The following is a 26,223-nucleotide window of genomic DNA, read 5'->3' as shown; positions in this document are numbered from 1 at the left end:
GGGAGTTTTTACTCCCGCGCGTTTACTCCCACTCGATAGTTCCCGGCGGCTTCGAGGTCACATCGAGCACCACTCGGTTAACGTCCTTGACCTCGTTGGTGATGCGGGTGGAGATCTTCTCCAGCACATCATATGGCAGGCGGGTCCAGTCCGCGGTCATGGCGTCCTCAGAAGACACTGGGCGCAGCACGATTGGGTGGCCGTAGGTGCGGCCATCGCCTTGGACGCCGACGGAGCGGACGTCGGCAAGCAGCACCACCGGGCACTGCCAAATCTCGCCATCCAAACCGGCATTGGTCAGCTCGGTACGCGCGATGAGGTCCGCCTGGCGCAGGGTCTCGAGACGTTCCTCGGTAACCTCACCGATGATGCGGATTCCCAGGCCCGGGCCCGGGAAAGGCTGGCGCCCCACGATTTCCTCCGGCAGGCCGAGTTCGCGGCCAACGGCGCGAACCTCGTCCTTGAAGAGCAGGCGCAGCGGCTCGACGAGCTCAAATTCGACGTCGTCAGGCAGGCCGCCCACGTTGTGGTGGGACTTAATGTTGGCGGTGCCGTCGCCGCCGCCGGACTCCACCACGTCCGGGTAGAGCGTGCCCTGCACCAGGAAGGCAGCATTCTGGCCGTCCAGCGCTTGGTCGACAACGCGCTCGAAGGAGCGGATAAACTCCGCGCCGATAGCCTTGCGCTTGGCTTCTGGCTCGGTCACGCCGGCCAGCTTGTTAAGGAAGGCCTCGCGTTCGTCAGCGGTGATGAGCTTCGCGCCCGTCGACGCCACGAAGTCCTTCTCCACCTGCTCGCGCTCCCCCGCGCGTAGCAGGCCGTGGTCCACGAAGACACACGTCAAGCGCTCACCGATAGCGCGCTGCACCAGGGCTGCAGCCACCGCGGAATCCACGCCGCCGGACAAGGCACAGATAGCGCGGCCATCCTCGCCGATTTGCTCACGCACATCCTCAATGAGGCGCTCCGCAATGTTCTCCGCGGTCCAGTTCTGCTCCAGGCCAGCCACCTCGGTGAGGAAGCGGGTCAGCACTTCCTGACCGTGCGGGGAGTGCAGAACCTCCGGGTGGTACTGAACACCGGCCATCTTCTTGGACAGACACTCAAAGGCCGCGACAGGCGCGCCGTCGGAGGACGCCGTCACCTCGAAGCCCTCCGGGGCCTCGGAGACGGAATCGCCGTGGGACATCCACACCTTGTGGGTTTCCTCTAGGCCCTTATGCAGCACGCCGCCGGACACGGTCATGTCCGTGCGGCCGTACTCACGAGCACCAGTGGCAGCCACGGTGCCGCCGAGGACGCGAGTCATGGACTGGAAGCCATAGCAGATGCCGAAGACCGGGATGCCAAGTTCGAGCAGTTCAGGCTTGAGCTCCGGGGCTCCGTCAGCGTACACAGAAGACGGTCCACCAGAGAGGATCAGAGCGGCCGGGTTCTTGGCCTTAATCTCCTCGACCGACGCAGAGTTGGGGACGACCTCGGAGTAGATGTTGGCCTCACGCACGCGGCGGGCAATGAGCTGCGCGTACTGGGCGCCAAAGTCCACCACGAGGACAGGACGCGGGGTTGTATTTGGGGTAGTCACGGCCACCAGTTTAACGCAGTACCCCCGTGCCAGTGAATGTTGGACAATAGTCCGCATGACCAATCCGCTCGCCATTCTTTGTGTCATCGGCTCGTGCATCTCGCTGCAGCTCGGCGCAAGCCTGGCCATCCAGCTATTTCCCCACGCGGGCACGTGGGGCACGGCATCGATGCGTTTGCTTGTGGCCTCGGCAATCCTGCTTCTCATCTCGCGCCCGAAGGTCCACACATGGGGACGCGAGAAGTGGGTATCGGCCACCATTTTTGGCGTGTCGCTGGGGCTGATGAACGGCTTCTTCTACGCGGGCATCGACCTCGTACCGCTGGGTCCGGCGGTCACCATCGAGTTCTTAGGCCCTTTGCTGTTGGCAGCGGTGTTATCGCGCTCGCTTCGCGACGCCACCTGCGTCACCCTCGCGCTTATCGGTATGGCCCTACTGGGCGTGGACTCGCTGACCGGAGAACCACTTGCCCCGCGCGGCGTAGTTTTTCTGATACTCGCGGGCGCGTGCTGGGCGGCCTATATCTTGGCCAGTAAGAAGGCCGGGGCGCTGTTCAGTGGGCAAGACGGCCTCGCAGTGGCGCTGTGTATCGGAGGGATCACGCTCCTCCCCCTCGGCGGCAGCGGCGCGGCGAAGCTGGTGAGCGATCCGCAGCTGTTCGCCTTGGCCTGCGGCACGGGCGTGCTGGCCTCGCTTATCCCCTACTCGCTCGAGTTCATCGCCCTCAAGCGCCTTGCCCCCAATGTCTTTTCCATCCTCATCGCCTTGGAGCCGGTGTTCGCAGCCTTCTTCGGCTGGCTGCTCCTAGCCCAAGGCGTGACCGCGCTCAAGCTCACGGCCATTGCCTTGGTCGTTGCAGCGTCGGTCGTTCAGACGATGGTGCCGGCACGCGGGCGCATTATCTTCCGCAAAATTGCACTGCGCCCGCGCCGGACCCGAACCCCATGGCGTTTCCGCTGCCCTAAGAGCTAGCGGACGGCTAGGCCGACCTTCTGGAAGGACTTCAGGTCCGTGTAGCCGCACTTAGCCATGGCCCGCTTGAGGCCACCCACGAGGTTAAGCTCACCCAGCGGCTCGTTCGACGGGCCGTGGAGAACCACTTCGAGGGAGGGGACCTCGCCCAGCTCGGCGTCGATAACGCCAACCGGCTCGATGATGCCGCGCGGAAAACGCGGGTGGCCAGCGGTGGACGGCCAGTACCAGCCCTTGCCGCCAGCCTCCGCTGCGCGTGCGAGGACCGGTCCCAGCACGACGCCATCAGCGCCGCACGCGATGGCCTTGGCGATGTCTGCGGAGGTGTGAATGTCGCCGTCGGCAAGCACATGCACGTAGCGGCCCCCAGTCTCATCAAGGTAATCGCGACGTGCGGCCGCAACATCCGCGATGGTCGTCGCCATCGGGATATCAATGCCCAGCGTCTCCGGGTTCGTGTTCACGCCCGAGCCGACGATGATGCCTGCCGCACCCGCACGCATGAGGTGCAGGGCCGTCGTATAGTCCGCCACACCACCAGCGATGACCGGGGTATCGAGCGAACCGATGAACTCCTTGAGATTCAGCGGCTCACCACCAGTCTGCACGTGCTCAGCAGAAATGAGCGTGCCATGGATAAACAGCAGCTCCGCACCGGCCTTGATGACCACCGGAGCCAGTTCGCGGGCATGCTGCGGCGACACGCGCACGGCCACGGTCACACCGGAATCGCGGACCTGGGCGATGCGCTCCGCCAGCAGCTCCTCATTGAGCGGCGCCGCATGCAGTTCCTGCAGCGTAGACAGATCCCCGAAGTTCTCCGTCACGCGGGCAATCGCGCCCTCGAGATCCTCGTGGCGGCCCCACAGGCCCTCAGCGTTAATGACGCCAAGGCCGCCCTGCTTGCCCATCTCAATGACAAACTCCGGGGTTGCCAGCGCGTCGGTGGGTTGGGAGACCAGCGGAACGTCGAAGGTATACGCGTCAATGTTCCACGAGGTGTCAACGTCCTTGGAGGAACGCGTACGGCGGGTCGGCACCAGGGAAACCTGGTTGAGGTCATAAGTACGGCGAGCCTCACGGCCGACGCCGATTTCTACGTAATCGCGCATGATGAGTCCTTAGCGGTAGTTCGGGGCTTCAACGATCTGCTGCAGGTGGTGCGGGTGAGACTCCTTGAGCCCCGCAGCAGTGATCTGGACAAACTGCTTGGTCTTCAGCTCAGCCAAGGTGGCAGAACCTGTGTAGCCCATGGAGGCACGCAGGCCACCGACAATCTGGTGAACAATGGCATCGATATCGCCACGGAACGGCACGCGGCCTTCTACGCCCTCCGGAACCAGCTTGTCCTCACTGCGCACATCCGCCTGGAAGTAGCGGTCCTTGGAGTAGGAACGCTTCTCGCCCGACAGGCCGCGGCCTTGCATGGCACCCATGGATCCCATGCCGCGGTAGCGCTTGTACTGCTTGCCCTGGACCACCACGATGTCACCTGGGGACTCGGTAGTACCAGCCAGCATGGAACCGAGCATGACGGCGTCCGCGCCGGCGGCCAGGGCCTTCGCGATGTCACCGGAGTACTGCATGCCGCCGTCACCAATGACCGGCACACCGGCAGGACCAGCGACGGACGCGGCTTCCATGATGGCGGTAATCTGCGGCGCGCCCACACCGGCCACGACACGAGTGGTGCAGATGGAGCCCGGGCCAATACCCACCTTGATGGCATCCGCGCCGGCCTCAATCATGTCGCGTGCGGCCTGACGGGTGGCCAGGTTGCCGCCGATCACGTCGATGCGGTCGCCGAAGTCCTTCTGGACGCGGGAAACCATCTCCAGCACGCGGTTGTTGTGGGCGTGGGCGGAGTCGACGACGAGGACATCCACGCCGGCGTCGACAAGCATGCCTGCGCGCTCGTAGGACTCCTCACCCGTACCGATACCCGCGGCCACGAGCAGACGTCCGGAGGAATCCTTGGACGCGTTAGGGAACTGCTCAGTCTTCACAAAGTCCTTGACGGTGATGAGGCCGACGAGCTTGTTCTCGTCATCAACAATGGGCAGCTTCTCCACCTTGTTGGCGGACAGCAGCGCCAGCGCCTCCTCCTTGCTGACGCCTTCCTTCGCCACGACCAGCGGCATCGGGGTCATAATCTCAGAAACCTTGCGGGAGAAATCCGGCTCGAAGCGCATGTCACGATTGGTGCAGATACCCACGAGGACGCCCTGCTTATCGACGACCGGCAGACCCGAAATCCTAAACCGCGCGCACAGCGTATCAACTTCATCGATGGTCATATCCGGGGTGGCGGTGACCGGGTCGGTGACCATGCCGGACTCAGAGCGCTTCACAATCTCAACCTGCTGGGCTTGATCCTCGGCGGACAGGTTGCGATGCAGCACGCCGATGCCGCCTTGGCGGGCCATGCCGATGGCCATGCGGGCCTCGGTCACCGTGTCCATCGCCGCGGACGCCAGCGGCACGCCGAGGCGAATGTTGCGGGTGAACTGCGCCGAGGTGTCCACCTCGGAGGGAACGACGTTGGATTCTGCTGGCAATAGCAGAACATCATCAAACGTGAGGCCGTACAGTGCAATCTTGTCGGGGTTGTCTCCGCCGGTGTGGACGTGGCTCATGAGGGTAAAGCTCTCCTAAACTGACCGAATAGTTGTATGCGGTGATCCTCACTGTAGTGCGTGAGCAGCCCCTAGTGGTAGCCGTGGGTAGGCTCAATAAAATTGCCATGTGAGCGCGGAGTCAATAGGCTCGCAGGCGTGAACTTTTTCGCCAACATGCCCCGCGATCCCTTCGCGGACGATCCGAACGACCCGGCTTCCTTCCTCGGGGAGGAGGAACACGTCGATCCGCTGTCCGAGGAGGACCGCCTCGGCGTTATTCATGACCTCGCCATGGTCCAGGAGTTTGCGCGCGTGCTGAGCCCGCGCGGCATCGACGGAATATTCTTCTTCTGCGAGGACTGCGAGGAAAACCACTTCTATGAGTGGCACATCCTGGCCGCCAATATGCAGGCCACTCTGCAGGGCCAATTGGCGCCGGTCCACGAGCCAGGCGCCGAACCGGATCCCGCGCGCTATGTGCCGTGGGATTATGCCGTGGGCTACCTCGATGGCATGGATTCACGCTACTAGCGCACGGCCAACGTGCTGCACCTCAAAAAAGAACCTCTCCCTGGGATTCGGGGAGAGGTTCTTTCTTGTAGTACTACTGCTGGAACTGCGCCGGCGCAAGGCCGTTATTCTCCGCAGCGCCCTCTGTGTCGCCGTTCGGCGCTGGGGCTGGCTGCTGCGGAACCTGCTCGCCGCCACCTTGTTCAACGGGCTCAGGGTAGTTCTGCACCGGCGGACTCAGCGGGTTACCAACCGAGACGGTGCTCGTCACCACAACGGTGGACACTGCAGTCTCGAACTGCGTCACGGTGACCGGCTCCCGCGGTTGCTGCTCTTCTTCTTTCGCTGGGGCGGGCTTCTCCACGGTCTGGGTCTGCGTCACGGTGGTACGGGTCTGCTGCTTTGCTGGGCGCTCAGCCTGCTCTGCGCGGTCCTTCTTGGCCTGATCCACCATCTTTCGGGCTTCCTCAAGCAGCTGGCGGGTACCATCCATGTCCCCCTGTGCCGAGCGCTTTTCCATCTCCTCCAGCGTGCCGGCCAGCTCAACCACGGAGACGTCTTGGTCATCGGCACCGAAGAGAGACTGGTTGAGGCCGTACAGCGGGGAGCCGGGGCCCGCGTTGACGATCACGGCGCCGGAGCCTGCAATGAGCAACGTGGCCGCGGCAGCACCAATAAGGCCGTGCATGAGCGGCTTACCGCGACGGCGACGACGTGCCGCCGCCAAGGAAATAACCTCAGGTTCCTCGTCCGCGCCTTCAATGAGCGGAGCCGGGGGCATGTGCTGTTCAACATCCCCGCGAAGCTCCAACAGGAGACCCGCTAGCTCATCACCGCCATCAGAGGGGTCAGTGCCTTCGGAGAGACTGGTGAGGAATGCATCATCGTCAACCAAAGGCTGCAGCTGCTCAGCGACGCTCGGCTGAGCCTGATCCTTTTGTGCCATGATGTCCTCCCTTCCTTGATAGAGAATGCTTTAAATTATCCGTGCCAAGTGCCGATGACTTACTGAGTCTCGGTCGCGCGCGAATCGAGAGACTTACGCAGTTGCGCCAGCGCACGATGCTGTGCCACGCGGACTGCGCCAGGGGTAGACTCCACAATCTCCGCAGTCTCCTCTGCCGACAGCCCCACGAATACACGCAAGATGATGATGTCCCGGGCCTTGTCACTTAACGTATCGAGCAACGCACGTACTCTGTTACTACCGTCCATGACCAGCACAGATTCTTCGGGAGTGGCGTCGTCAGCAGCGTCCTCCGGAACCTCATCTGTGGGATGGGTCTGGTCACGGCTGAGCGCACGGTGCGCGTCGGTAACCTTGTGGGAGGCAATACCGTAGACATAGGCCATGAAGGGGCGGCCCTTGTCCTTGTACGTGCTTATCGACGTCGCCACCGCCAAGCAAATCTCCTGCGCCACATCCTCGGCCGTGGGTTGGCGATTGCCGCCAATACGGGCACGGCAATAGCGCAGCACCTGTGGGTGGATGATGCGCATGATGTTCTGAAGGGCACGGCGGCTACCGTCGGCAGCCAGCGGAACGAGGTCCGCTAATTCCTTATCACTGTCACGCTTCGACGCCATTGCATCGCCGCCCGTGCCTGTAGCTTGAGTAGCCACTGCCATCCTTGCTCTGCTTGCCCTAATTTCTTCACATTCTGCACAGACATCATGTCACACCCTTCTCACGAAACCCGAAACGACGGGGCCTATTCCCAGCCCTTAAGCCAGTCTGGGAAAAGTTCATACATAGTTCACCTTCGACATAAAGGCAGGTCACTACCGCTAAAAGCGGCAGATTTCGGGCGGTTACACCTGAATGTCAGCAGTGTGTAACGTGCCGTTTACCCAGGGGGGACACACTTCAATCTCGTCTCACCACGCCTCGGCGCTCGTGATGCCTGTCGTACTGGCCTCACACTCGCTAGGGCGCTCTATCTTCGACGAAGGAGAATCGAACGTGTCTCAGTCTTTCCTGCTCCCCGGGCCGAATGCGGACTTATGGGATTGGCAGCTCCAGGGCGCATGCCGTGGAGAAAACTCTGACGTGTTCTATCACCCAGACGGCGAGCGCGGGCGCGCCCGCGCCCAGCGCGAGAACCGTGCCAAGGCCATCTGCCACACCTGCCCGGTCATCGAGCTCTGCCGCGAGCATGCCCTAGCATCCGGCGAGCCCTACGGCGTGTGGGGCGGCATGAGCGAATCTGAGCGCGTCGTCGCCCTGCGCTCGCGTCGCACCCACGCGACCGTCAGCGCTTAAGACTCCTCCGCTTCGGTGCTCTCACGCTCGGTGCGCCCCTCCACCACCTGCGCCAGGTAGCGGGCCGTGAGGGTCTCCGTGTTGAGGAACTCGCGCGGCGAACACGCCGCCACGACCTCACCACCAGCAGAGCCCGCGCCGGGTCCCATATCGATAACGTGATCGGCGTGTGCCACGACAGCGCGGTTGTGCTCGACGCAGATGAGGGTGAGAGAGGAGTCCACGAGATCGTCGAAAAGCGCCAGCAGCGTGTCGACGTCCTTTCGGTGCAGCCCCACCGTCGGCTCATCCAGCACGATGATGTCCGTCTTAGCCTTGCGGTCACTCAAGCGCACCGCCAGCTTCAGGCGCTGACGCTCACCACCTGACAAAGTAGAAAGCGGCTGCCCCAGCGTGAGATAGCCCAGCCCCACCGCAACGAGCTGCTCACAGACGCGCTTCGCCGCGGCAACTTTGGCGCTCTTGCAATATTCGACGGCCTCCGCAGCCGGCAGTGCCAGCACCTCCGCAATGTTCTTCCCCGCCAGCTTGTAGCCCAAAACGTCGGCGGCGAAACGGCGACCTTCACAGACCTCGCAGGGCACATCCGCGCTATCCATTGCGCCGAACTCCACCGTCACCACGCCCGCACCGGAACACACCGGACAGGCCCCGTCCGAGTTGAAGGAAAACATGCCGGGGGTCACGCCCTCGTTGGCCTTAGCGAAGGCCTTGCGCAACGCATCCATCGCGCCAGTGTAGGTAGCAGGGTTGGAACGCCGCGAGCCCGACAGCGGAGACTGGTCGACCATGAGGATGCGGTCACTGTCCGGCACACAGTCTATGAGCGAGGACTTACCCGACCCCGCCACGCCGGTAATCACCGTGAGCACGCCCAGGGGGATATCCACGTCGATGTTCTTCAGGTTATTGCGGCTCGCCCCGCGGATTTCCAGCACACCGGTGGGCTCGCGCACCTCCTCTCGGAGCTGAACCGTCTCGCGGTCGATGCTTCCAGTGGAGACAATTTCACCACGCTCCACGCCTGCGCCTGGGCCAAGTTCCACAACACAGTCCGCGATGGCCATCGTTTCCGGGTTGTGCTCCACCACGAGCACCGTGTTGCCTTTATCGCGCAGCTGCAACAGCAGATCGTTCATCCGCGTGACATCGTACGGATGCAGGCCAGCAGTGGGTTCATCAAAAACGTAGGTGACGTCCGTAAGCGCCAAGCCGATGTGCCGCACCATGCGCGTGCGCTGCGCCTCCCCGCCGCTCAACGTTCCAGTGGCGCGGTCGAGAGTCAGGTAGCCCAGTCCGAGTTCCAAGGCGGCTTCCAGCCCGCGCAGCGGGGCGGCAGCTAGCGGTGAGGAGAGAGTGCGGAGCCAGGAGGTGGCGTCGGCAAGCTCCATGGCGCACACATCCGCGATGGAGACGCCATCGATGAAGGACTCACGCGCGTGCTGTGCCAAGCGCGTGCCCTTACACTCCGGGCAGTCGATGAAGACCACCGCACGCTCGACGAAGGCGCGCATGTGCTTCTGCAGGGATTCCACCGGCTTGCTCAACACGTTGCTCTTCAACCGCGTGACCAGCCCCATGTAGCTCATGTTGACGCCGCCGACCTTAACTTTGGTCTCGGTTTCATACAGGTCGCGTTTTTGCTCCTCCGTGAACTCCGTGACAGGCACGTCCGCCGGGTACAGCCCGGACTCGGCGTAGGCGCGCCACATCCACGAGTCCACTTTCATGCCGGGGTAGATGATGGCGCCGTCGTTGAGGGACAGGGACTCATCGACGAGCTGGCGCTTATCGACGTCCCCCACCTCTCCCCTTCCCTCACAGCGCGGGCACATGCCGCCGGTGCGTTCAAAGCGACGTACCTCCTTGACCCCATTGACTTCAATTGCGCCCTGGCCCGAAGCGGAGGGCACGTTGAAGGAGTAGGCGGCGGGCCCGCCGGCGCGGGGCTCGGCGAGGCGGGAGAAAAGCACACGCAGGTGCCCCGTGATGTCGGTGGCGGTACCGAACGTGGAGCGCGCGGAGGCCGCCATGGGCTCCTGCCCCACCACAATGGCAGCCGTAAGCCCCTCCAGCTTGTCGACGTCCGGCCGTGGCGGCGCATCCATAAACCCCTGGATGAATCCGGGGTAGGTCTCGTTGATAAGCCGCTGGGACTCAGCGGCGATGGTATCGAAAACCAGCGACGTCTTGCCGGAGCCGGACACTCCGGTAAAGACGGTGAGCGCATGCTTGGGGATGCGCACGTTGACGTTTTTGAGGTTATTTTCGCGAGCACCAGTGACCGTGATGAATTCCTGTTTCACGGCTGCACAGTCTAGTAACGGGGCTGTCACCATGCCCGGGCACGGCGAAGACCCGCCAAGCCCCGCAGGGTGTGCGGGGAGGCGGGCCTTCCTTACGGCAACGTGGGAAGCTCCTGCTTCCCACGCGCACGTTTAGTGCGCGTGCGCGTGGCCGGACTGCTCCGGCTCTTCCTCGGCGGGCTTCTCCACAACGGAAGCCTCAGTAGTCAGCACCATACGGGCAACAGAGGCAGCGTTGACGACGGCGGAGTGGGTCACCTTCACCGGGTCGATGATGCCCTGCTCGAGCAGGTTGCCATACTCCAGGGTGGCAGCGTTGAAGCCCTCACCGTTGCCCAGCTCGGCAACGTGGGCGACGACAACGGAACCGTCCAGGCCGGCGTTCTCGGCGATCCAGAAGGCCGGGCGGGTCAGCGCGCGGGACACGGCGAGCACGCCAATCTTGGCCTCGCCCTCAAAGCCCTCAGCGAACTCCTCGAGCTCCTTGGAGATCTGAACCAGCGCGGAACCGCCGCCGGCGATAACGCCTTCCTCAACAGCCGCGCGAGCGGCGTTGATGGCGTCCTCGACGCGCAGCTTGCGCTCGTTAACCTCGGTCTCGGTAGCGGCGCCGACACGGATGACGGCAACGCCGCCCGACAGCTTGGCCAGGCGCTCCTCGAGCTTCTCCTTGTCCCAGGTGGAGTCGGTGCGCTCGATTTCGCGACGGATCTGCTCGCGGCGCTCCTCGACGGCCTCCGCCGTACCAGCACCGTCCACGATCACGGTGTCTTCCTTGGACACGGTGACGCGGCGGGCGGAACCGAGAACCTCCGGGCCGACCTCCTTGAGGTTGATGCCCACCTCCGGGTCCACCACGGTGGCGCCGGTGACAACGGCCAGGTCATCCATGAAGCCCTTGCGGCGCTCGCCGAAGTACGGGGACTTCACGGCGGCGACCTTGAGGACCTTGCGGATGGAGTTCACGACGAGTGCCTGCAGCGGTTCACCCTCGATGTCCTCAGCGATAATCAGCGTCGGGCGCGAGGACTCCGCGATCTTCTCCAGCAGCGGCAGGAAGTCCGGCAGGGAGGAGATCTTGTTGCGGACGAGGAGAATTGCGGCGTCGTCAAGCACGGCGTTGTAGGTCTCTTCCTCCGTAGCGAAGTACGGGGAGAGGTAGCCCTTGTCGAAGGAAATGCCTTCAGTGACGTCCACGGTGGACTCGATGGTCTGGGACTCTTCGACGGTCACGACGCCGTCCTTGCCCACCTTGTCCATCGCACCAGCGACCATCTCGCCGACCTCCGCGTCGCGGGAGGAGACGGTAGCGACCTGGGAAATCTCCGCGGAGGAGTTCACCGGGGTGGCGCGCTTCTTCAGTTCCTCGACGACCTTCTCAGCCGCCGCCGCGATGCCCTTGTTGAGCTCCACCGGGTTAGCGCCGGCAGCAACGTTGCGCAGGCCTTCGAAGACGATAGCCTGGGCCAGCAAGGTCGCGGTGGTGGTGCCGTCACCGGCGATGTCGTTGGTCTTGACGGCCACCGACTTCACCAGCTGGGCACCAAGGTTCTCAAACGGGTCATCAAGGTCGATGTCGCGAGCGATGGTCACGCCGTCGTTGGTGACGGTCGGTCCACCGAAGGCCTTGGACAGCACGACATTGCGGCCGCGGGGGCCGAGGGTGACCTTGACGGCGTCGGCAAGCGTGTCTACACCGCGCTGGATGCCCTCGCGGGCCTCCTGGTCAAATGCAATCAGCTTTGGCATAGGGTCAATCGCCTACTTCTCGATGACAGCGAGCAGGTCACGAGCGGACAGCAGGAGGTACTCCTGGCCGTCGTACTTCAGCTCGGTGCCGCCGTACTTGGAGAAGATGACGGTGTCGCCCTCGTTGACGCCAACCGGGACAACCTCGCCCTTGTCGTTGGTGCGGCCCGGGCCGACAGCCACGACGGTGGCCTCCTGCGGCTTCTCCTGAGCGGAGTCCGGGATAACCAGGCCGGATGCAGTGGTGGTCTCAGCTTCAACGATCTGGACGAGGACCTTGTCCTCCAGCGGCTTGATGTTTGCCATGATGATTTCCTCCGAATTGTTCCTAATGCGCGCCCACATGAGCGCGCGCGTGCCGGTTGTGGGTAGTCCAGCACAGCCGTCGTCGCGGGTGAACAACTGTGGGTCAAAACAACCTGACTAGCACTCTACCCGCGCGACTGCTAACCCTCAACGTTGTGGGGCGCTCACTCGTTCGCCCTGCGCGAACGACATCTCTCGCGCGCGCGAGAGTTATCACACTTCCCGTTCCGAGCTGGCGGAATGCCTCTGCGCAGAAACCAGCGCCGAGGTAGGTAGCGGGTGGACCTGAAAACGAAAAAGACGCGCGGGCCCATGACGGACCGTTGCGTCGTGAAAACTTCGTGCGCGGCCTAGACCTGCTTATCAGAGTTGAGCACGGCCGCGCGCCAGAGGTTGTACTCCTCCGGGTTGTCTTCGCGGTAGTTTTTCACCGCGCGGATTCCGTGCTCCACGGCCTCGATAACCTCGTCGATATTCTTATCATCGCCATCAGCCGCAACAAAGATGACCTGGCCACAGATGGAACGGATCGGGTCCTGCAGGAAGGCGGAGTTGCCGGTTGCAGCGGCGTTGCGTGCGAGGGAAGCGACCGGGTTGGGGTCCGCGCCTTCTGCCTTGGCGTTCGGGTTGAACAGTGCCGCGTAGGTCTGGCCATCGTCCTGGAAGGCCACGGAGACGCGGTCCTCGGTGGTGCCACCGAGGAACTGGTTCGCGTGCTCCAGCTCAAACTCGATGGTGCGGCGGGACAGGTCCGGGTTAACGAGGAATCCAGTGGTCATAGCTGTGAGAGCTCCTTAATAGCCAGTGAGGGCAATTTTCCGCCCTCACACTACCTGTGCGCTGGGGATCCCGCATCCGCTAGAAGCGGAACCTCAACCTCCAGTTGGGTATCGGTACCGCAGGCCAGCCCGGAGGGCTCTGCGCCCTCGTGGATGAGTTGGGAGGCGATGGCAGCGATCATGAGGCCATTATCCGTACAGAGGGAAAAGCGCGGTACGCGCAGCTCGATGCCAGCAGACTCGCAGCGCTTGGCCGCCAGGGCGCGCAGGCGCGAGTTCGCCGCCACGCCGCCACCGAGTAGGAGCACCTTGGCACCGGTGTCCTGGCAGGCGCGCACGGCCTTGGCGGTGAGCACGTCAGCCACCGCTTCTTGGAAGGAGGCACACAGGTCCTCCACGCGGATGGTGTCGCCTTCGCGCTCCGCCTTTTCCACGTGGCGCGCCACCGCGGTTTTCAGGCCTGAAAAGGAGAAGTTGTGGCGGTTGGGGCCACGCAGATCCTCGGCGCGGGAGAGGCCACGTGGCAGGTCGATGGTGGGTTCGCCTTGGGCGGCCAGCTTATCGATGACCGGCCCTCCCGGATACCCCAACCCCAGCAGGCGGGAGACTTTGTCGTAGGCTTCGCCGGCGGCGTCGTCAAGCGTGGTGCCCAGTTCCTTCATGGGTTTGCCCACGGACTCGACCTCGAGCAGCTGCGTGTGCCCGCCGGAGACGAGCAACGCCACTGAGTGCGGCAGCTCCTCGCCCTCCAGGTTCGCCACCGCCACGTGGCCACCGAGATGGTTCACGCCGTAGAAAGGCACGCCCCACGCGGAGGCGAAGGCCTTAGCGGCAGAAGCGCCTACGAGGAGTGCGCCGGCCAGTCCCGGCCCCACCGTGGCGGCCACCGCATCTGGCTTGTCGACGCCCGCCTCCTCCAGCGCCGCCTTCATCACCTGAGGCATGGCCTCGAGGTGGGCGCGGGAGGCAATTTCGGGCACGACGCCGCCAAATCGCGCGTGCTGTTCCATGGAGGAGGCGACGACGTTGGCGAGGATCTGCATGTGGCCGTCATCAGATAGCTCAATGATGCCCACACCGGTTTCGTCGCAGGAGGACTCAATGCCGAGGATGATCATCTCTCACTCTTTCGTGGTCGGTACATAGTGTGGGCGTCGGCGCCGGACGGCTGGTAGTAGTTGCGGCGCAGCCCGTTGATCACAAAATCATAGGCCTCGTAGAGGCGGATGGCAGGCTCGTTGCCCACGCGGACTTCGAGGAAGATGGGCGCATCGTGGGCATCTGCCAACTCGACGAGAGCATCCATCATCATGCGCGCGATGCCGCGGCGCTGCGCCTCGGGCGCCACGCCGATGGTGCGGATTTCATAGTCCGGCCACGCGGCAGGACCCATCCGCCCCACGCCGGCGTAGCCCAGAGCTTCCCAAGGTTCATCATCCTGCTCCGCCTCATCCACTGCCCAGTAGGTGGTGTGTCCGGCGGCGATCTCCTGTTCAAAGGCACGCGCGGGCCAGGGGCTTTCGCCGGGGAAGAGGATTTTTTCCAGCTCAGCGCAGCGCGGGGCGTCAGCAGGAATGAGCGGGCGCAACCTCATGATTCGGTCAGTTCAGCGCCGCCGACGAGCGCAGTTGAGCGTGGCTTAGCCTGCGGAACCTTCGCATCAGGGCGGCGCAGATAAAGCGGGACGAGCGGCGCGGGTTCGGCCGTAAAATCTGCGCAGGCGACAAGGCCGGCCGCGCGCGGGGTCGCCCACTCACGGGGAAGCCCGGAAAGGGCTTCCGGCAGGCGCGGGGCGATGGATTCAGGGAAGATGAGCCGCGCGGAGTCCGTCGGCATTTCAAGCGTTTCCGGCTTGGACACCTCAGGGCCGCTCACCCGGCGCCCATCGGCATAGGTTCCCCAGTACACCTCTTTGCGGCGCGCATCGATGGCCACCAGCCACTCCCCTGCTCGACCATGCGCGATGGCATCGAGGGTGCACACTCCGTGCACCGGCAGATTCAACGCCACGCCCAGCGCGGACGCGGTAGCCATGCCAACGCGCAGACCCGTGAAGGGCCCCGGCCCCGTGCCCACGACGAGGGCGGAGAGGTCGGGGTAGGTGAGGGAGGCGTCGACAAGCAGCTGCTCAATTGTGGGGACGAGCTGCTCGTTGTGGGCCCGCGTGTCGGTGATGACACGATCGATGCTCTCGCCTGTATCCGTATCGACGATTCCCGTGACGAGGTCAGTCGTGGCGGTGTCGAGTGCGAGAACCTTCATTAGCCCACGAAGTGCCAGTTGGTGCTGTCGTCATCCTTCTCGGCGCGGAGGAACTGCATCGGCGTGTTCGGCTGGACCGGGTACACAGCCGGCAGGTCCTGACCCTGTTGCTTCGCAGCTTCAGTCTGTTTGAGCAGCTCGTCACACAGATCAACGTTGGAGCGCTGAAGCTTCTCCGCGTGATACTCCTGCTCAGTGGAGACGGTGACGAAGTAGTTCACGTCATCGGCCACCTTGCCGTCCTCGAATTCAATGTCAGCGGTATCCACCTGGGCTTCGGAGAGATCCTTCTCCGACGTGCCCGGACACACCACCAGGCCGCCGACCTGATCGGAGCCATAGACATCCGGAACGATGAGCGCAGCAAAGTTGAGGTTCTTCGGGTAGTCCGTCAGAGTCTCAGACAGCGTCGACGTGATCTCGCCATCAGCGGAGTCTTTATTCATCGACAATGCGATGAGGGCCGCAAGGAAAATGGCGAAGCCGCCGATAACAACGGTGGTGATGAATTGGCCGAGCTTGTTCATAAAGTTTATTCGCTCCTAAAAAAGGGAGGTACAGTACGCGTTCATCCTACGCGACTGCCCTCCCATGCTCCTGCACTACCCAGCGCAGGCGCGTGTTAGACGATGATCAGCGCCAGCATCTGACACATGAGGATCTTTCCGATAATCGTGGTCGGATAAACCGTGGCATAGCCACGCTCCGCCAACTGAGTTCCGGTCTGCGAGTTAAGGTATGCCATGACCGCAGGGTTGGTGGTCATGCCGGCGGCTACGCCCATGGCCTCATCAAACTTGAGACGCAGCACCAAGGTGCACACGAGACCGATGCCGATGGCAGAAACGAGGGACAGCACAACGCCCACACCCATGTACTTCAGTGACGTCGGATCCGACAAGGCGTCACGGAACTGACCACCGGCAGAGGTACCCACGCCCGCCAAGAACAAGGTCAGGCCCAAGGTCGAGATGGTCTGCTTAGCGTGGAATGGCATCTGCCAGTGAATGGGGCCCGTTCGGCCAAGCGCACCGAGGATGAGGCCCACGACGATGGGGCCGCCACCGAAACCGAAGGACAGGGTGGTACCGCCTGGTAGCGGAATCGGGATAGCACCGAAGAGTAGGCCGATGAGCAAGCCAAGGGCAAAGGGGAACAAGTCAACGTTGCCGAGCTTGGATTCGGAATCACCGAGGAAGTTACGGACGCTATCAAGACGGCCCGGTGCAGTGACAACACGGACACGGTCCGAGTAGTAGAGCACGGTGTTCTCATTCGGCACGATTTGAGTATCACCGCGGCGGATACGGGCGATGAGGAAGCCATGGCTCAAGGTGTCCAATTCCCCAATCGTGCGGCCGGCGACCTTCGGATTCGACACCGTGAGGCGGCGGTAAATAAGGCCATCTTCCTCATGAAGATGCAGTTGTATCTCTTCGCCCAAGATAGCGATCGCGCGCTCTAGCGCTGGGATGGTGCCGTTGAGCAGAAGCTCCATACCGGCACGCAGCTCCATGTTCGGATCAGCAAGGACGTGATCATTCGACGTGCGGAGGCAGCGGGTAGCGATGACCGCCTCACCCGTGTATTCCGCAAGCTCGCCCACGGTAATGCCGTGGTCTTTGGTCAGGCGCACTGCCTTCCACTTGAGAGGCTCGGACAGCATGCCTTCTTCTTTGGCATCCTTGACGTGGTTGATACCGAAGAGCGGGGCGCCGATTGCGGCTACCAGGATGGTGGCGATGATGCAGCCAGGGTAGGCCAGGGAGTAGCCAACGACGGGGGCACTGTTTCCACCCAATGTCTCAACCACAGCAGCCATACCCGGCGTGGAGCTCTGGGAACCGGCCAGCATACCGACGGCCTGGGCCGGGTCGAGATCGAAAAAGCGCACCGCCGCAGTGGTCAGGCCAGCCAAAACGAAGAACAGAATGATGACGACCAACGACATCTTCCAGCCGCGTCGACGGAAATCCTCAAAGAAGCTACGACCAAAGTTCAAACCAATGACGTAGACGAAGATGGCCAGACCAAACTGGTAGACAAACGGGGGAACCACAATGTCCGGGTTAGCTGCGGACAAGCCCAAAGCCACGAACATTGCAGCCGCGGCACCGAGGGAAATTCCAAAAAAGTTGATTTTACCGACGGCCAAACCGACCGCCATGATCAAAAAGAGTGTTAAGAGGGGTTGTTCAGCCAAAAAGGCCAGCACATCACATCACCCAATTCCAAGAAAAAACGCGAACATCATCATCTGAGTCGCGATTAATCGTTACTGCAAGATAGGAATCCGAAAGACGCTCCATAAAGCCACCACCCCACTCGGCAACGACCACAGCGTCCTCGATATCGGTGTCTAAGTCTAGACTGTCGAGCTCCCCCAATGGATCATCGGAATGGTCAAGGAGCCGGTAGGCATCGACGTGCACCAACGTCGGCCCACCCACGGTTGAGGGGTGCTCGCGGGCGATGACAAAGGTGGGTGAGGTGACCCGCCCTTTCACCCGCATTCCCCGAGCAATGCCCTGGGTAAAGGTGGTTTTTCCGGCACCCAGAGGGCCATCAAGAATGACGAGATCCCCGGCTTCGAGCGCGGCTCCCAATTCTTCGCCGAAAACCTGCGCGTCCTCCGCAGTGGCGGCCTCGCGGGTTCCAGAGTGTGGAAAATCACTAAGCATTAGAAGTTCCTTCACAATAAATTCGGGTGGTACGGCCGGTGGGACGGCACACGATTTCATAGTTGATGGTTCCGGCGGCGTCGGCAAGCTCCGTCGCGCTCATTCCGCCGCGGCCAAACAGGACAGCAGTGTCCCCCGCCTCCACGCCGTGCGGGTTGGAACCGAGATCAACGATGATCTGGTCCATGCACACGCGCCCTACCTGCGGGTACAGCTCACCGCCAAGCCCCACTTGGAGCGCCCCTTGAACGTCGCGCGGAAGACCGTCAGCATAGCCAACAGCCACAGTGGCGAGGTAGCGGTCACTCTCCGCGGTCCACGTAAGTCCATAACTCGTGGACTCACCTGCCGAAATCGGCTTCACTGCCACGACGGAACTTTCCCAGCTCATGGCAGGTATGAGTCCATGCTCGCGGCCGGCGACGGGCTCCAGCCCGTAGAGAGCCACGCCCACGCGCACCTGGTCAAAGCGCGCGGAGGGCCGCGTCAGCGCCGCCGGAGAGTTCGCCAGATGGTTAATGGGGCACTCCAGTCCCACCTCACGGGCACAGGAAAGGGCCTCCCGGAATTCCGCTTCCTGGTGGTCATTGTGGGGATGCGTAGGATCATCTGCGCACGCAAAGTGGGACATGAGGCCGAGGACGGTGATCGTGGGGGCGTCGCGAAGCACTGCGAACGTTTCGGACCACTCGTGCTTATCGACGCCCGACCGGTGCATCCCCGTCTCCACCATCACGAAAGCCTCGGCGTGGCGCCCAGTCGCAATCAGTGCGCGAGCGTGCTCGAGGGAAGGAATGCCTATCTGAATGCCGGCATCCAGCGCCGGTGTGAGATCCTCGTGCGGGTCCCACAACCAACCGGCGATTGGAGCGGTGGGGATGACCTGACGCAGCGCCACGGCTTCGGACAGTGTGGCAACGCCGAAAGCATCCGCTCCCGCCTCCTCCATGACTGGAGCCACGCGCTCGATGCCGTGGCCGTAGGCATCCGCCTTAACCACGCACATAAGACGGGCTGGGGCCACCGCCTCCTTAACAACAGCGACGTTGTGGGCAATAGCGGCGAGGTCAACGGTGGTTCTCAACATGCCCTCATTGTGCCACGAGCGGGCAGGAGCTCCATGCTCGCTGCCCGCTCGTTGGTACTGGGGATGGATTTACTCCACGGTGACGGACTTGGCCAGGTTACGTGGCTGATCCACGTCATAACCCTTAGCCGTGGCCACGCCGCAGGCAAAGATCTGCAACGGCACGGTGGCCAACAGCGGCTGCATGAGGGTGGGCGCCTGCGGGATGCGGATGATGTGGTTGGCGTAGGCCTCCACAGCCTCATCTCCTTCTTCCGCAATAACGATGGTGATGGCACCACGGGCGCGGATCTCCTGGATGTTGGAGACCACCTTGGAGTGAAGGGAATCGCGGCCACGCGGGGACGGCACAATGACGAAGACCGGCTGGCCTTCCTCAATCAGTGCGATAGGGCCGTGCTTGAGCTCACCAGCAGCGAAGCCCTCGGCGTGGAGGTAAGCAATCTCCTTGAGCTTAAGCGCACCCTCAAGTGCTACTGGGAAGCCCACGTGACGGCCCAGGAAGAGCACCGACTTGGCGTTCTCCATAGCGTTGGCCAGGTCATAGACCTGCTGCTCATTGGCGATAACCTTTCCAACCTTGTCGGGCATCGCACGCAGCTCGTTGAGGACAGCGTTGACCTCATCGGAGAACATGTTGCCGCGCAGGCGCGCCAGGTACAGGCCCAGCAGGTAAGTTGCGGTGATCTGCGCCAAGAAGGCCTTGGTAGAGGCCACGGCGATTTCCGGACCGGCGTGGGTGTACAGGGCAGCGTCGGACTCGCGAGGAATGGAGGAACCCTGGGTGTTGCAAATGGCGATAACCTTGGCGCCCTGCTGACGTGCGTGGCGCACAGCCATGAGGGTGTCCATGGTCTCGCCGGACTGCGACAGAGCCACCACGAGGGTCTTCTCATTCACGATTGGGTCGCGGTAGCGGAACTCGTGGGCGAGCTCAACCTCGCACGGGATTCGGCACCAGTGCTCAATGGCATAGCGCGCGACGTGGCCGGCATAAGCTGCCGTACCGCAGGCGATGACGATGATTTTGTCGATCGACTTGAGAACCGACTCCTCGATACGAATCTCATCAAGAATTAGGTTGCCGTTCTCATCGAGGCGGCCCAGCAGCGTATCGCGCACGGCGGCAGGCTGGTCGTGGATCTCCTTCTCCATGAAGGAGTTGTAACCACCCTTTTCGGCCGCTGCGGCGTCCCACTTGATCTCGAAGGGCTTGCCTTCTGCGGGGTTGCCCTCATAGTCAGTGATCTCAATGTCATCAGCGGTAATGGTCACGACCTGGTCATTGTCCATCTCAACGGCGGACTTGGTGTAGTCAATGAAGCCCGAGACATCCGAGCCCAGGAAGTTCTCACCTTCACCCAAACCGATGACCAGCGGCGAATCGCGGCGCGCCGCCACGATGCGGTCAGCCTGGTCAGCATGAATAGCCAGGAGAGTGAAGGCACCCTCGAGGCGGGCAGCGGTCAGCTGCATAGCCTTGGTGAGGTCTTCACCAGCTTCGTTGTGGAAGATATCTCCCAGCAGGGTGGCTGCCACTTCGGTATCCGTTTCAGAGACGAAGTTGTGGCCCTTGGACTCCAGCTCGTGCTTAAGTTCGGCGAAGTTCTCAATGATGCCGTTGTGAACGACGGCAAGCTTGCCTTCATCAACCACATGCGGGTGGGCGTTGAGATCCGTCGGGCCACCATGAGTGGCCCAACGGGTGTGACCAATGCCCAGGACGGAATCCTTAAGCGGGCGGGCTTCGATTTCCGCCTCAAGTGCCGATACCTTACCGGCTTTCTTGCGCCAGCCAATCTCACCATCGGTGTACATGGCAACGCCCGCGGAGTCATACCCGCGGTATTCGAGACGGCGCAGGCCTTCCAGCACCACGTCCAAGGCAAAGTAGTCACGACCATCAGTGTTATGGCCTACATATCCAACGATTCCACACATAAAACGGGATCCTACAGCACGTATCCCTTTACCGACGGTCGGGGACCGGACTTTCGCTGAGGAGGACACCACCCTACTCAGGGGCTTTATGACACCCCTCCAGACGACGCTTTCCACCTGTGCGGGCAGTCTTTCCTCTATTCTGTAAAGCGTGTCTGCGAATTTGAAGAAGCATCTCGGTACGTTGTCCAAGCGCGGCCCGCACCGCGTCCTCGTTGGTGACCTGTCCTATGCAGGTCTGGAGGGCAAGGTCTACACCCCCGCTGAGGGTAAAGGCTTGCCGGCCGTGGCCTTTGCCCACGACTGGACGAAGAACGTGAAGGACTATCACGCCACCCTGCGCCACCTGGCCAGCTGGGGAATCGTCGTCGTCGCCCCGGATACGGAAACTGGCGCTTTTGCCAATCACCGCAACTTGGCTGCTGACGTTGAAAGCGCCCTGCAGATCGCCACAGGTGTCAAGATGGGCGCCGGTAAGATTTCGGTTTCTCCTTCGAAGCTGGGCATTGTCGGCCACGGCATGGGCGGCGGAGTCGCTACGTTAGCTGCAGTGGATAACTCCAAGGTCCGCGCGGTGGCCGCACTTTACCCTGCTGATACGTCACCGTCCGCAATCCAAGCCGCACGTGCTGTGAAGGCACGTGGCCTCATCATTGGCTCGGGCCAGGATGATATTTTCCGCGCTGGCAACCCTTCCAAGCTGGCCAACGCGTGGGCCGGCCCAGTGGCGTACCGCGAGATTGCTAAGGGCACGCAGTCCGGTTTTAGCGAGGACAAGTTCTTCAAGCTAGCGCTCGGCTCCGGATTCTTCCAAGGAACCGAGGTTGAAACCGCACGTGGCTTGGTCACCGGCTTCCTCCTCAGCCAGCTTGCCGGCGAGTCTAAGTATGACGATTTCGCGGCTGCCGACGCTTCCGCGAAGGGCGTCGAGAGCTTCACCGGTGAGGCCCTGGCCAAGCGCGCTGGCTTCGAACGCGACTAAATACGTATCAACTAGAAGGCGCCGCAAGGCGCAACTCTTCCTTCAGCTACAGCAGGACGGTCAGTTATCCGTCCTGCTGTAGCCTTTTTAGTCGAGGGACCTCAATAAGGCACCAGGCGATAAGTCCAATGCCTGGAAGAAGCAACTGAGCGGCCGTCCACAGCTTTATGTGCGCCATATCTCTGTCGTATTTAATCTCAACGCCAAGCACAACAAAAGCCACCACGAGGTACAGCATGGGAAGAACGCCCCACAGGACGTCATAAAGCCAAGGCACTGACATGCGGCATTCTCCTCACCCTGGTTGATACATGCAGTAGTCAGCCACCTCACAGTATCACCTGTGACTGCGAGGAACCAGACTTGTTTCTCGCTGCTGCATCAGCTGCGCCTGAGCACCGATTGCACTTGACCACGCGGGCGGTTCTGGCCCTGTCCCTGGCTTTGTCCATGCATAACGCCTCTAGAAGCTGTGCTTCGTCCCTGTCTTTCTGCGTGCGTTTGGGCTTGGGTAGCGCGCTGCGCAGACTTCTCCAGTTCGTCCTGCGCCTTGGCCATCGCTTTTTCAAACTCCAACAATCGGGCTGCAGTGCGCTCGCGGAAACCGCGGGCAAAGTCATCAAAATCATTGTGCGGCATTACCACTGCCCTGCCTTTCGTGCGTGTACGGACGGGGATTCTGGCTTCGGTGCCTCGGGAGCATCATGAGGTTCAGTCCCTGGGGCTGCCTCGGGCGCTGACGGCGCAGGCGCAGGCAAAGGATCCGCAGGGACAGGAGCTCCTGCTGCTTGTACATGCGCAAGCTTCTCCGCCGGCGGCGCAGGTTCGGGCACCGTGTTCAGCTCTGGAGGTGGAGCAATCACACCATCGCTTCGTGCAGGTTCCGGAGCTGGCTCTGGCTCGGGAGCTGGCATGTCCTCTGGCTGAGGCTCTGGCTCAAGCTCCGGAACATTTTCCAGAAAATCCATAGCTGCATCAGCGAGGAGGCCAATCCCGACCAGCGCAACCCCCACGCCGAGGATGCCCAGGATTCCGCTGCACGACACCTCCGGAGTGCACTCCTCCGTCGGGGCGGGTGGTTCCACGTCCTCGCTATCTTCCGACTCATCCGGGGTGCCAGCATCGTCCGGTTCGTGGGTTTCATCGGTACCGTTTGAGTCTTCAGTTGGCTGTGGGTCCGCAGGAGGGACCATCTCCGTCGAAGCTTCAGAACCTGCATCAGCTGGCGTAGTGGGTGTGTCATCGCGAACGCCTTTGGCTTCCTCGCAATCGCAGGAAGAGTCCTCAAAGGTCTCGGGACAGCCACATGGTTCGGGAGCGTTGTTCTCGCATTCTATCTCCGGAACGGTCGTCATAGGCTCCGGAGCAGCGACGTTTTGTGGCTGGGTCTTCGGGACAATCTCCTCGGCTGGGACAACCTTCTGCTCCGTTTCAGGCTCAACTGGTGGTGCCGGCTTCGGTGAAGACTCGGGCTGCGGGCACTCCCGAGGCTCTACGGCCGCAGGTTCGGTCTCTTCCTTCGGTGGTGTCTCCTGCTCACCCGGAGCTTCAGGCGCGGAGGGCTGGCTTGGAGCCGAAGGCCCTGACGGCTGCGTAGGTGCGGCTGGCTGGGCCGGAACTGCCGGAGCTGCCGGTTGAGTCGGCTGCGCTGGTGTCTCGGGTGCGGCAGGCTCACACGGTTCAGGGCTAGGCTGCGGCTGTTCTTCGCGGCCGCACTCAGGCGCAGGTGGAGTTTCGGGCAATTCGCGTTCGCAGACGTCACTACAACGTTGTTCAAACTCGCAGTAGCAGTTCTCAATAGCGGTATCGCGATCCCGGCACGTCTGCGAAATTGTGTCATTCGTTTGCTCGATGAGGTCACCACCGATGGATGAAATCACTGGAATGATGAGCTTGCCCAGGGGATGACGCTGCAGCAGCATGGTCAAAATGTTGAGTAGCGGGATTACTGCCGTAATGAGCTCTACCAAAGCAGAGTCAGAGATGTGAACAACATCCTCAATGGCATCCGAGCATTGTTGCGCTGACTCCACGAGGTCATCGGCCTCCCGACGTTCCTCTTCAAAGTCATCCTGGACGCCACGTAAGCGGTCCATAATCGCGCCTCCAGCCAGAGACAGTACCGTGCCGAACAAGAACTCTTTCAAGCCCTTACCACCGCCCAACGGACGCCGCGCGCCCATCGCGGACGCAGTGTTCATGACGAGGTCCCCCGGGTTGATGCCTTCGACCGATCCGACCATGTCCCCCAGCAAACCGATGGGCGTGCTGGGGCCGGCGTAGCTGCCCCTACTTGCAGCCTGAAACTGGGATACCGCCTGCGAATAATCCCCAAGAAGGGATGTGACCACCGCCGACATTAATCCACCCCCATGGTCTGCGCGCCAAGCTTACCTGCAAGGCCACGATCGACATCACCGTAGGCGCGGATCTGCGCGCGGGCGGCGTCAGCGGTGGCAGATATGTTGTCCAAACGCCAGGCGCCACGCTCATGCAAGCGACTCAACAGTGCTTGAATCTGTGCTCCATGACCCCCAAAATCCCTGCCTGCTGAGGATTGAGGGAAATCGGGGGCATCGCCCCGGTGGGCATCGCTTTGCACGGCAGTCTGGTCAATGACGTTGCTCAGAAGCCGCATGGCTTCGTCTTCATCAAAAAATACGTCGGGCATACAAGCGCCCTCCTTCTCGTCCACAATGAACAGTTATTCCTGCTCTTATTGGACTGAGAAAGCCCCCTCTCGGTTCCCCGTCATCCCAAATTTTCCGGGGAACCGCTGAACACGTGATTTACACTGCGGAAACGGCCGCGGCAAGGCGTCCTGCTACCTTGCGTGCCTGCTCCTTCTCAGAGGCCTCCACCATGACGCGGAAAAGCTCCTCGGTACCGGACGGACGCAGCAGTACGCGGCCAGTGTCACCCAGCTCCGCCTCGGCGGCGGCGATGGCTTCCTTGACCTCGGGGGCGTCGAGAATCACGGCTTTGTCAGACACCGGAACATTAATGAGGACTTGTGGCAGCACGGTCATGACGGAAGCCAGCTCCTTGAGGGACTTCCCGGATTTTGCCATGCGCGCCATGATGGACAGTCCGGTCAGCGTACCGTCACCGGTGGTGCAGTCATCCGGAAGAACGACGTGACCGGATTGCTCACCGCCCAACGAGAAATCACCACGGTTGAGCTCCTCAAGCACGTAGCGGTCACCCACCGCAGTTTCCTTGACCTCAATGCCCTGCTCCTTCATCGCGATCTTGAGACCCAGGTTGGACATGACAGTAGCTACGAGCGTGTTGAAACGGAGGTCATTCTCCTCCTTCATCCCCACAGCCAGCAGCGCCATAATCTGGTCACCGTCGACGACAGTCCCTTCAGCGTCAACGGCCAAGCAGCGGTCGGCGTCACCGTCATGCGCCAGGCCCAGGTCTGCGCCGTACTCCACGACGGCCGCCTGTGCCTTGTCAATGTGGGTCGAACCGCAGTCCTCATTGATGTTGAAGGCATTCGGCTTGTTGTGGATAGCAATAACCTCAGCACCAGCTGCCTCATACGCAATTGGAGCCACCTTAGACGCAGCACCATTGGCGGTATCGACAACAACCTTGATGCCGGTCAGGTCAGTGGTGACAACTTCAGCGAGATGCTTGAGGTAACGCTCGCGGCCATCGGGAGCCTCAGAAATAATGCGGCCGATCTTCGTGCCTGTTGGACCGCCCTCCGTGATGGTGTCCATGGTGTCTTGGATGCGGTCTTCGACCTCATCCGGGAGTTTCTTGCCGCCCGCGGAGAAGAACTTAATGCCGTTGTCCGGCATCGGGTTGTGCGACGCCGAAATCATCACGCCGAGATCGGCCCCAAAGTCATCGGTAAGGAACGCGATGGCCGGGGTCGGCAGCACGCCAACACGGACGACGTCGACGCCACGCGAGGCCAAACCCGATGCGATAGCCGCGTCCAGCATTTCACCGGATACGCGGGGGTCACGGCCGATAATGGCGAGCGGGCGGCGCTCGTAGGACTCACGGTCCGAGGTCAAAACCTCTGCCGCAGCCTGTCCCAGGCGCAGCGCCAGAATCGGGGTGAGCTTCTTGTTCGCGAGACCGCGAACTCCGTCGGTTCCAAAAATACGAGTCATAGCCCTCAATTATGCCTGCTGCACCCCACCTGTCGCAGGTTGGGACAA

At 62.0% G+C, this 26,223-nt stretch carries 26 protein-coding genes; 4 read left to right on the top strand and 22 right to left on the bottom strand.

Features of this window, described 5'->3' with window-relative positions; all coding sequences use genetic code 11:
* Positions 1-22: 22 nt before the first annotated feature.
* Entirely contained in the window at positions 23-1,585 is a 1,563-nt protein-coding gene (gene guaA / locus CSING_RS02600) for a glutamine-hydrolyzing GMP synthase (protein ID WP_201773963.1), read from the bottom strand.
* A 55-nt stretch (positions 1,586-1,640) separates the two neighbouring features.
* Between guaA and CSING_RS02595 the strand changes: the two genes are divergently transcribed.
* Positions 1,641-2,558: an EamA family transporter gene (locus tag CSING_RS02595; RefSeq protein WP_042529444.1), complete on the top strand. Its 918-nt coding sequence runs from the start codon at positions 1,641-1,643 to the stop codon at positions 2,556-2,558.
* Here the strand turns inward: CSING_RS02595 and CSING_RS02590 are convergent.
* Both CSING_RS02590 and guaB read right to left on the bottom strand, forming a co-directional pair.
* A complete protein-coding gene (locus tag CSING_RS02590) occupies positions 2,555-3,670 on the bottom strand; it encodes a GuaB3 family IMP dehydrogenase-related protein (RefSeq protein ID WP_042529442.1) in 1,116 nt (371 codons plus the stop codon). The genes CSING_RS02595 and CSING_RS02590 overlap by 4 nt on opposite strands.
* 9 nt (positions 3,671-3,679) lie before the next feature.
* Entirely contained in the window at positions 3,680-5,194 is a 1,515-nt protein-coding gene (gene guaB / locus CSING_RS02585; protein ID WP_042529440.1) for an IMP dehydrogenase, read from the bottom strand.
* A 138-nt stretch (positions 5,195-5,332) separates the two neighbouring features.
* On the opposite strand from guaB, the gene CSING_RS02580 reads away from it, so the two are divergent.
* On the top strand, positions 5,333-5,707 hold the full coding sequence (locus CSING_RS02580; protein ID WP_042529438.1) for a DUF5319 domain-containing protein: 375 nt from the start codon (positions 5,333-5,335) through the stop codon (positions 5,705-5,707).
* Between the two features lie 73 nt (positions 5,708-5,780).
* On the opposite strand, the gene CSING_RS02575 is transcribed toward CSING_RS02580, so the two are convergent.
* Both CSING_RS02575 and CSING_RS02570 read right to left on the bottom strand, forming a co-directional pair.
* Positions 5,781-6,632 carry a hypothetical protein gene (locus CSING_RS02575; RefSeq protein ID WP_042529436.1) on the bottom strand — a complete coding sequence of 284 codons (852 nt, stop codon included), beginning with the start codon at positions 6,630-6,632 and terminating at the stop codon, positions 5,781-5,783.
* Between the two features lie 59 nt (positions 6,633-6,691).
* Positions 6,692-7,315, bottom strand: coding sequence for a sigma-70 family RNA polymerase sigma factor (locus tag CSING_RS02570; RefSeq protein ID WP_084226143.1), 624 nt, complete (start codon positions 7,313-7,315; stop codon positions 6,692-6,694).
* A gap of 334 nt (positions 7,316-7,649) precedes the next feature.
* Here CSING_RS02570 and CSING_RS02565 point away from each other — a divergent pair, with 334 nt between their 5' ends.
* Positions 7,650-7,949, top strand: coding sequence for a WhiB family transcriptional regulator (locus CSING_RS02565; RefSeq protein ID WP_042529434.1), 300 nt, complete (start codon positions 7,650-7,652; stop codon positions 7,947-7,949).
* Here CSING_RS02565 and CSING_RS02560 read toward each other — a convergent pair.
* The 12 genes from CSING_RS02560 to glmS form a co-directional block, all read right to left on the bottom strand.
* Positions 7,946-10,288, bottom strand: coding sequence for an excinuclease ABC subunit UvrA (locus CSING_RS02560; protein ID WP_042529432.1), 2,343 nt, complete (start codon positions 10,286-10,288; stop codon positions 7,946-7,948). The genes CSING_RS02565 and CSING_RS02560 overlap by 4 nt on opposite strands.
* A gap of 99 nt (positions 10,289-10,387) precedes the next feature.
* A complete protein-coding gene (gene groL, locus CSING_RS02555) occupies positions 10,388-12,004 on the bottom strand; it encodes a chaperonin GroEL (protein ID WP_042529430.1) in 1,617 nt (538 codons plus the stop codon).
* A gap of 12 nt (positions 12,005-12,016) precedes the next feature.
* Positions 12,017-12,316, bottom strand: coding sequence for a co-chaperone GroES (gene groES / locus CSING_RS02550; protein WP_296131649.1), 300 nt, complete (start codon positions 12,314-12,316; stop codon positions 12,017-12,019).
* A 344-nt stretch (positions 12,317-12,660) separates the two neighbouring features.
* A complete protein-coding gene (locus tag CSING_RS02545; protein WP_042529428.1) occupies positions 12,661-13,089 on the bottom strand; it encodes a hypothetical protein in 429 nt (142 codons plus the stop codon).
* A gap of 50 nt (positions 13,090-13,139) precedes the next feature.
* Entirely contained in the window at positions 13,140-14,207 is a 1,068-nt protein-coding gene (gene tsaD / locus CSING_RS02540) for a tRNA (adenosine(37)-N6)-threonylcarbamoyltransferase complex transferase subunit TsaD (protein WP_042529426.1), read from the bottom strand.
* Entirely contained in the window at positions 14,204-14,683 is a 480-nt protein-coding gene (gene rimI, locus CSING_RS02535) for a ribosomal protein S18-alanine N-acetyltransferase (protein WP_042529424.1), read from the bottom strand. Before rimI ends, tsaD begins: the two co-directional genes overlap by 4 nt.
* Positions 14,680-15,351 (bottom strand): tRNA (adenosine(37)-N6)-threonylcarbamoyltransferase complex dimerization subunit type 1 TsaB, encoded by a 672-nt coding sequence (gene tsaB / locus CSING_RS02530; RefSeq protein ID WP_042529422.1) that lies wholly within the window; start codon positions 15,349-15,351, stop codon positions 14,680-14,682. The genes rimI and tsaB overlap by 4 nt, the downstream gene beginning before the upstream one ends.
* Complete coding sequence (locus CSING_RS02525) at positions 15,351-15,878, bottom strand: hypothetical protein (RefSeq protein WP_042529420.1); 528 nt, start codon at positions 15,876-15,878, stop codon at positions 15,351-15,353. Before CSING_RS02525 ends, tsaB begins: the two co-directional genes overlap by 1 nt.
* 95 nt (positions 15,879-15,973) lie before the next feature.
* The gene (locus CSING_RS02520) at positions 15,974-17,566 is read right to left on the bottom strand and encodes an aspartate:alanine exchanger family transporter (protein WP_042529418.1); all 1,593 of its coding nucleotides are present in this window, start codon (positions 17,564-17,566) and stop codon (positions 15,974-15,976) included.
* A gap of 1 nt (position 17,567) precedes the next feature.
* Complete coding sequence (tsaE, locus tag CSING_RS02515; protein ID WP_042529415.1) at positions 17,568-18,032, bottom strand: tRNA (adenosine(37)-N6)-threonylcarbamoyltransferase complex ATPase subunit type 1 TsaE; 465 nt, start codon at positions 18,030-18,032, stop codon at positions 17,568-17,570.
* A complete protein-coding gene (gene alr, locus CSING_RS02510; RefSeq protein ID WP_042529413.1) occupies positions 18,025-19,119 on the bottom strand; it encodes an alanine racemase in 1,095 nt (364 codons plus the stop codon). Before alr ends, tsaE begins: the two co-directional genes overlap by 8 nt.
* A gap of 69 nt (positions 19,120-19,188) precedes the next feature.
* Positions 19,189-21,060 carry a glutamine--fructose-6-phosphate transaminase (isomerizing) gene (gene glmS / locus CSING_RS02505; RefSeq protein ID WP_042529411.1) on the bottom strand — a complete coding sequence of 624 codons (1,872 nt, stop codon included), beginning with the start codon at positions 21,058-21,060 and terminating at the stop codon, positions 19,189-19,191.
* 151 nt (positions 21,061-21,211) lie between these two features.
* On the opposite strand from glmS, the gene CSING_RS02500 reads away from it, so the two are divergent.
* Positions 21,212-22,042: a dienelactone hydrolase family protein gene (locus CSING_RS02500; protein ID WP_042529409.1), complete on the top strand. Its 831-nt coding sequence runs from the start codon at positions 21,212-21,214 to the stop codon at positions 22,040-22,042.
* A gap of 64 nt (positions 22,043-22,106) precedes the next feature.
* Here CSING_RS02500 and CSING_RS02495 read toward each other — a convergent pair whose 3' ends face one another.
* The 5 genes from CSING_RS02495 to glmM all read right to left on the bottom strand — a co-directional run bounded on the left by CSING_RS02495 (position 22,107) and on the right by glmM (position 26,175).
* Positions 22,107-22,325, bottom strand: coding sequence for a hypothetical protein (locus CSING_RS02495; protein WP_042529408.1), 219 nt, complete (start codon positions 22,323-22,325; stop codon positions 22,107-22,109).
* Between the two features lie 98 nt (positions 22,326-22,423).
* On the bottom strand, positions 22,424-22,681 hold the full coding sequence (locus CSING_RS02490; protein ID WP_042529406.1) for a hypothetical protein: 258 nt from the start codon (positions 22,679-22,681) through the stop codon (positions 22,424-22,426).
* Positions 22,681-24,402 carry a hypothetical protein gene (locus CSING_RS02485; RefSeq protein ID WP_042529404.1) on the bottom strand — a complete coding sequence of 574 codons (1,722 nt, stop codon included), beginning with the start codon at positions 24,400-24,402 and terminating at the stop codon, positions 22,681-22,683. The genes CSING_RS02490 and CSING_RS02485 overlap by 1 nt, the downstream gene beginning before the upstream one ends.
* Entirely contained in the window at positions 24,402-24,713 is a 312-nt protein-coding gene (locus CSING_RS02480; RefSeq protein WP_042529402.1) for a hypothetical protein, read from the bottom strand. The genes CSING_RS02485 and CSING_RS02480 overlap by 1 nt, the downstream gene beginning before the upstream one ends.
* 118 nt (positions 24,714-24,831) lie before the next feature.
* A complete protein-coding gene (gene glmM, locus CSING_RS02475; protein ID WP_042529400.1) occupies positions 24,832-26,175 on the bottom strand; it encodes a phosphoglucosamine mutase in 1,344 nt (447 codons plus the stop codon).
* Between the last annotated feature and the right edge of the window lie 48 nt (positions 26,176-26,223).

Origin of the sequence: Corynebacterium singulare (assembly GCF_000833575.1) — a bacterium.
Lineage (GTDB): Bacteria > Actinomycetota > Actinomycetes > Mycobacteriales > Mycobacteriaceae > Corynebacterium > Corynebacterium singulare.
This window is presented reverse-complemented; position numbering and strand designations above follow the sequence as displayed.

Excerpts from the sequence above, each read along its gene's own strand:
- CSING_RS02525 (WP_042529420.1), bottom strand. The coding sequence starts at position 15,878 with ATGAACAAGCTCGGCCAATTCATCACCACCGTTGTTATCGGCGGCTTC.
- tsaB (WP_042529422.1), bottom strand. The coding sequence starts at position 15,351 with ATGAAGGTTCTCGCACTCGACACCGCCACGACTGACCTCGTCACGGGA.
- CSING_RS02575 (WP_042529436.1), bottom strand. The coding sequence starts at position 6,632 with ATGGCACAAAAGGATCAGGCTCAGCCGAGCGTCGCTGAGCAGCTGCAG.
- CSING_RS02570 (WP_084226143.1), bottom strand. The coding sequence starts at position 7,315 with ATGGCAGTGGCTACTCAAGCTACAGGCACGGGCGGCGATGCAATGGCG.
- glmS (WP_042529411.1), bottom strand. The coding sequence starts at position 21,060 with ATGTGTGGAATCGTTGGATATGTAGGCCATAACACTGATGGTCGTGAC.
- CSING_RS02490 (WP_042529406.1), bottom strand. The coding sequence starts at position 22,681 with ATGCCGCACAATGATTTTGATGACTTTGCCCGCGGTTTCCGCGAGCGC.
- rimI (WP_042529424.1), bottom strand. The coding sequence starts at position 14,683 with ATGAGGTTGCGCCCGCTCATTCCTGCTGACGCCCCGCGCTGCGCTGAG.
- CSING_RS02595 (WP_042529444.1), top strand. The coding sequence starts at position 1,641 with ATGACCAATCCGCTCGCCATTCTTTGTGTCATCGGCTCGTGCATCTCG.
- CSING_RS02485 (WP_042529404.1), bottom strand. The coding sequence starts at position 24,402 with ATGTCGGCGGTGGTCACATCCCTTCTTGGGGATTATTCGCAGGCGGTA.
- CSING_RS02560 (WP_042529432.1), bottom strand. The coding sequence starts at position 10,288 with ATGGTGACAGCCCCGTTACTAGACTGTGCAGCCGTGAAACAGGAATTC.
- glmM (WP_042529400.1), bottom strand. The coding sequence starts at position 26,175 with ATGACTCGTATTTTTGGAACCGACGGAGTTCGCGGTCTCGCGAACAAG.
- guaB (WP_042529440.1), bottom strand. The coding sequence starts at position 5,194 with ATGAGCCACGTCCACACCGGCGGAGACAACCCCGACAAGATTGCACTG.
- tsaE (WP_042529415.1), bottom strand. The coding sequence starts at position 18,032 with ATGCTTAGTGATTTTCCACACTCTGGAACCCGCGAGGCCGCCACTGCG.
- CSING_RS02495 (WP_042529408.1), bottom strand. The coding sequence starts at position 22,325 with ATGTCAGTGCCTTGGCTTTATGACGTCCTGTGGGGCGTTCTTCCCATG.
- alr (WP_042529413.1), bottom strand. The coding sequence starts at position 19,119 with ATGTTGAGAACCACCGTTGACCTCGCCGCTATTGCCCACAACGTCGCT.
- CSING_RS02545 (WP_042529428.1), bottom strand. The coding sequence starts at position 13,089 with ATGACCACTGGATTCCTCGTTAACCCGGACCTGTCCCGCCGCACCATC.
- CSING_RS02590 (WP_042529442.1), bottom strand. The coding sequence starts at position 3,670 with ATGCGCGATTACGTAGAAATCGGCGTCGGCCGTGAGGCTCGCCGTACT.
- tsaD (WP_042529426.1), bottom strand. The coding sequence starts at position 14,207 with ATGATCATCCTCGGCATTGAGTCCTCCTGCGACGAAACCGGTGTGGGC.
- CSING_RS02480 (WP_042529402.1), bottom strand. The coding sequence starts at position 24,713 with ATGCCCGACGTATTTTTTGATGAAGACGAAGCCATGCGGCTTCTGAGC.
- groL (WP_042529430.1), bottom strand. The coding sequence starts at position 12,004 with ATGCCAAAGCTGATTGCATTTGACCAGGAGGCCCGCGAGGGCATCCAG.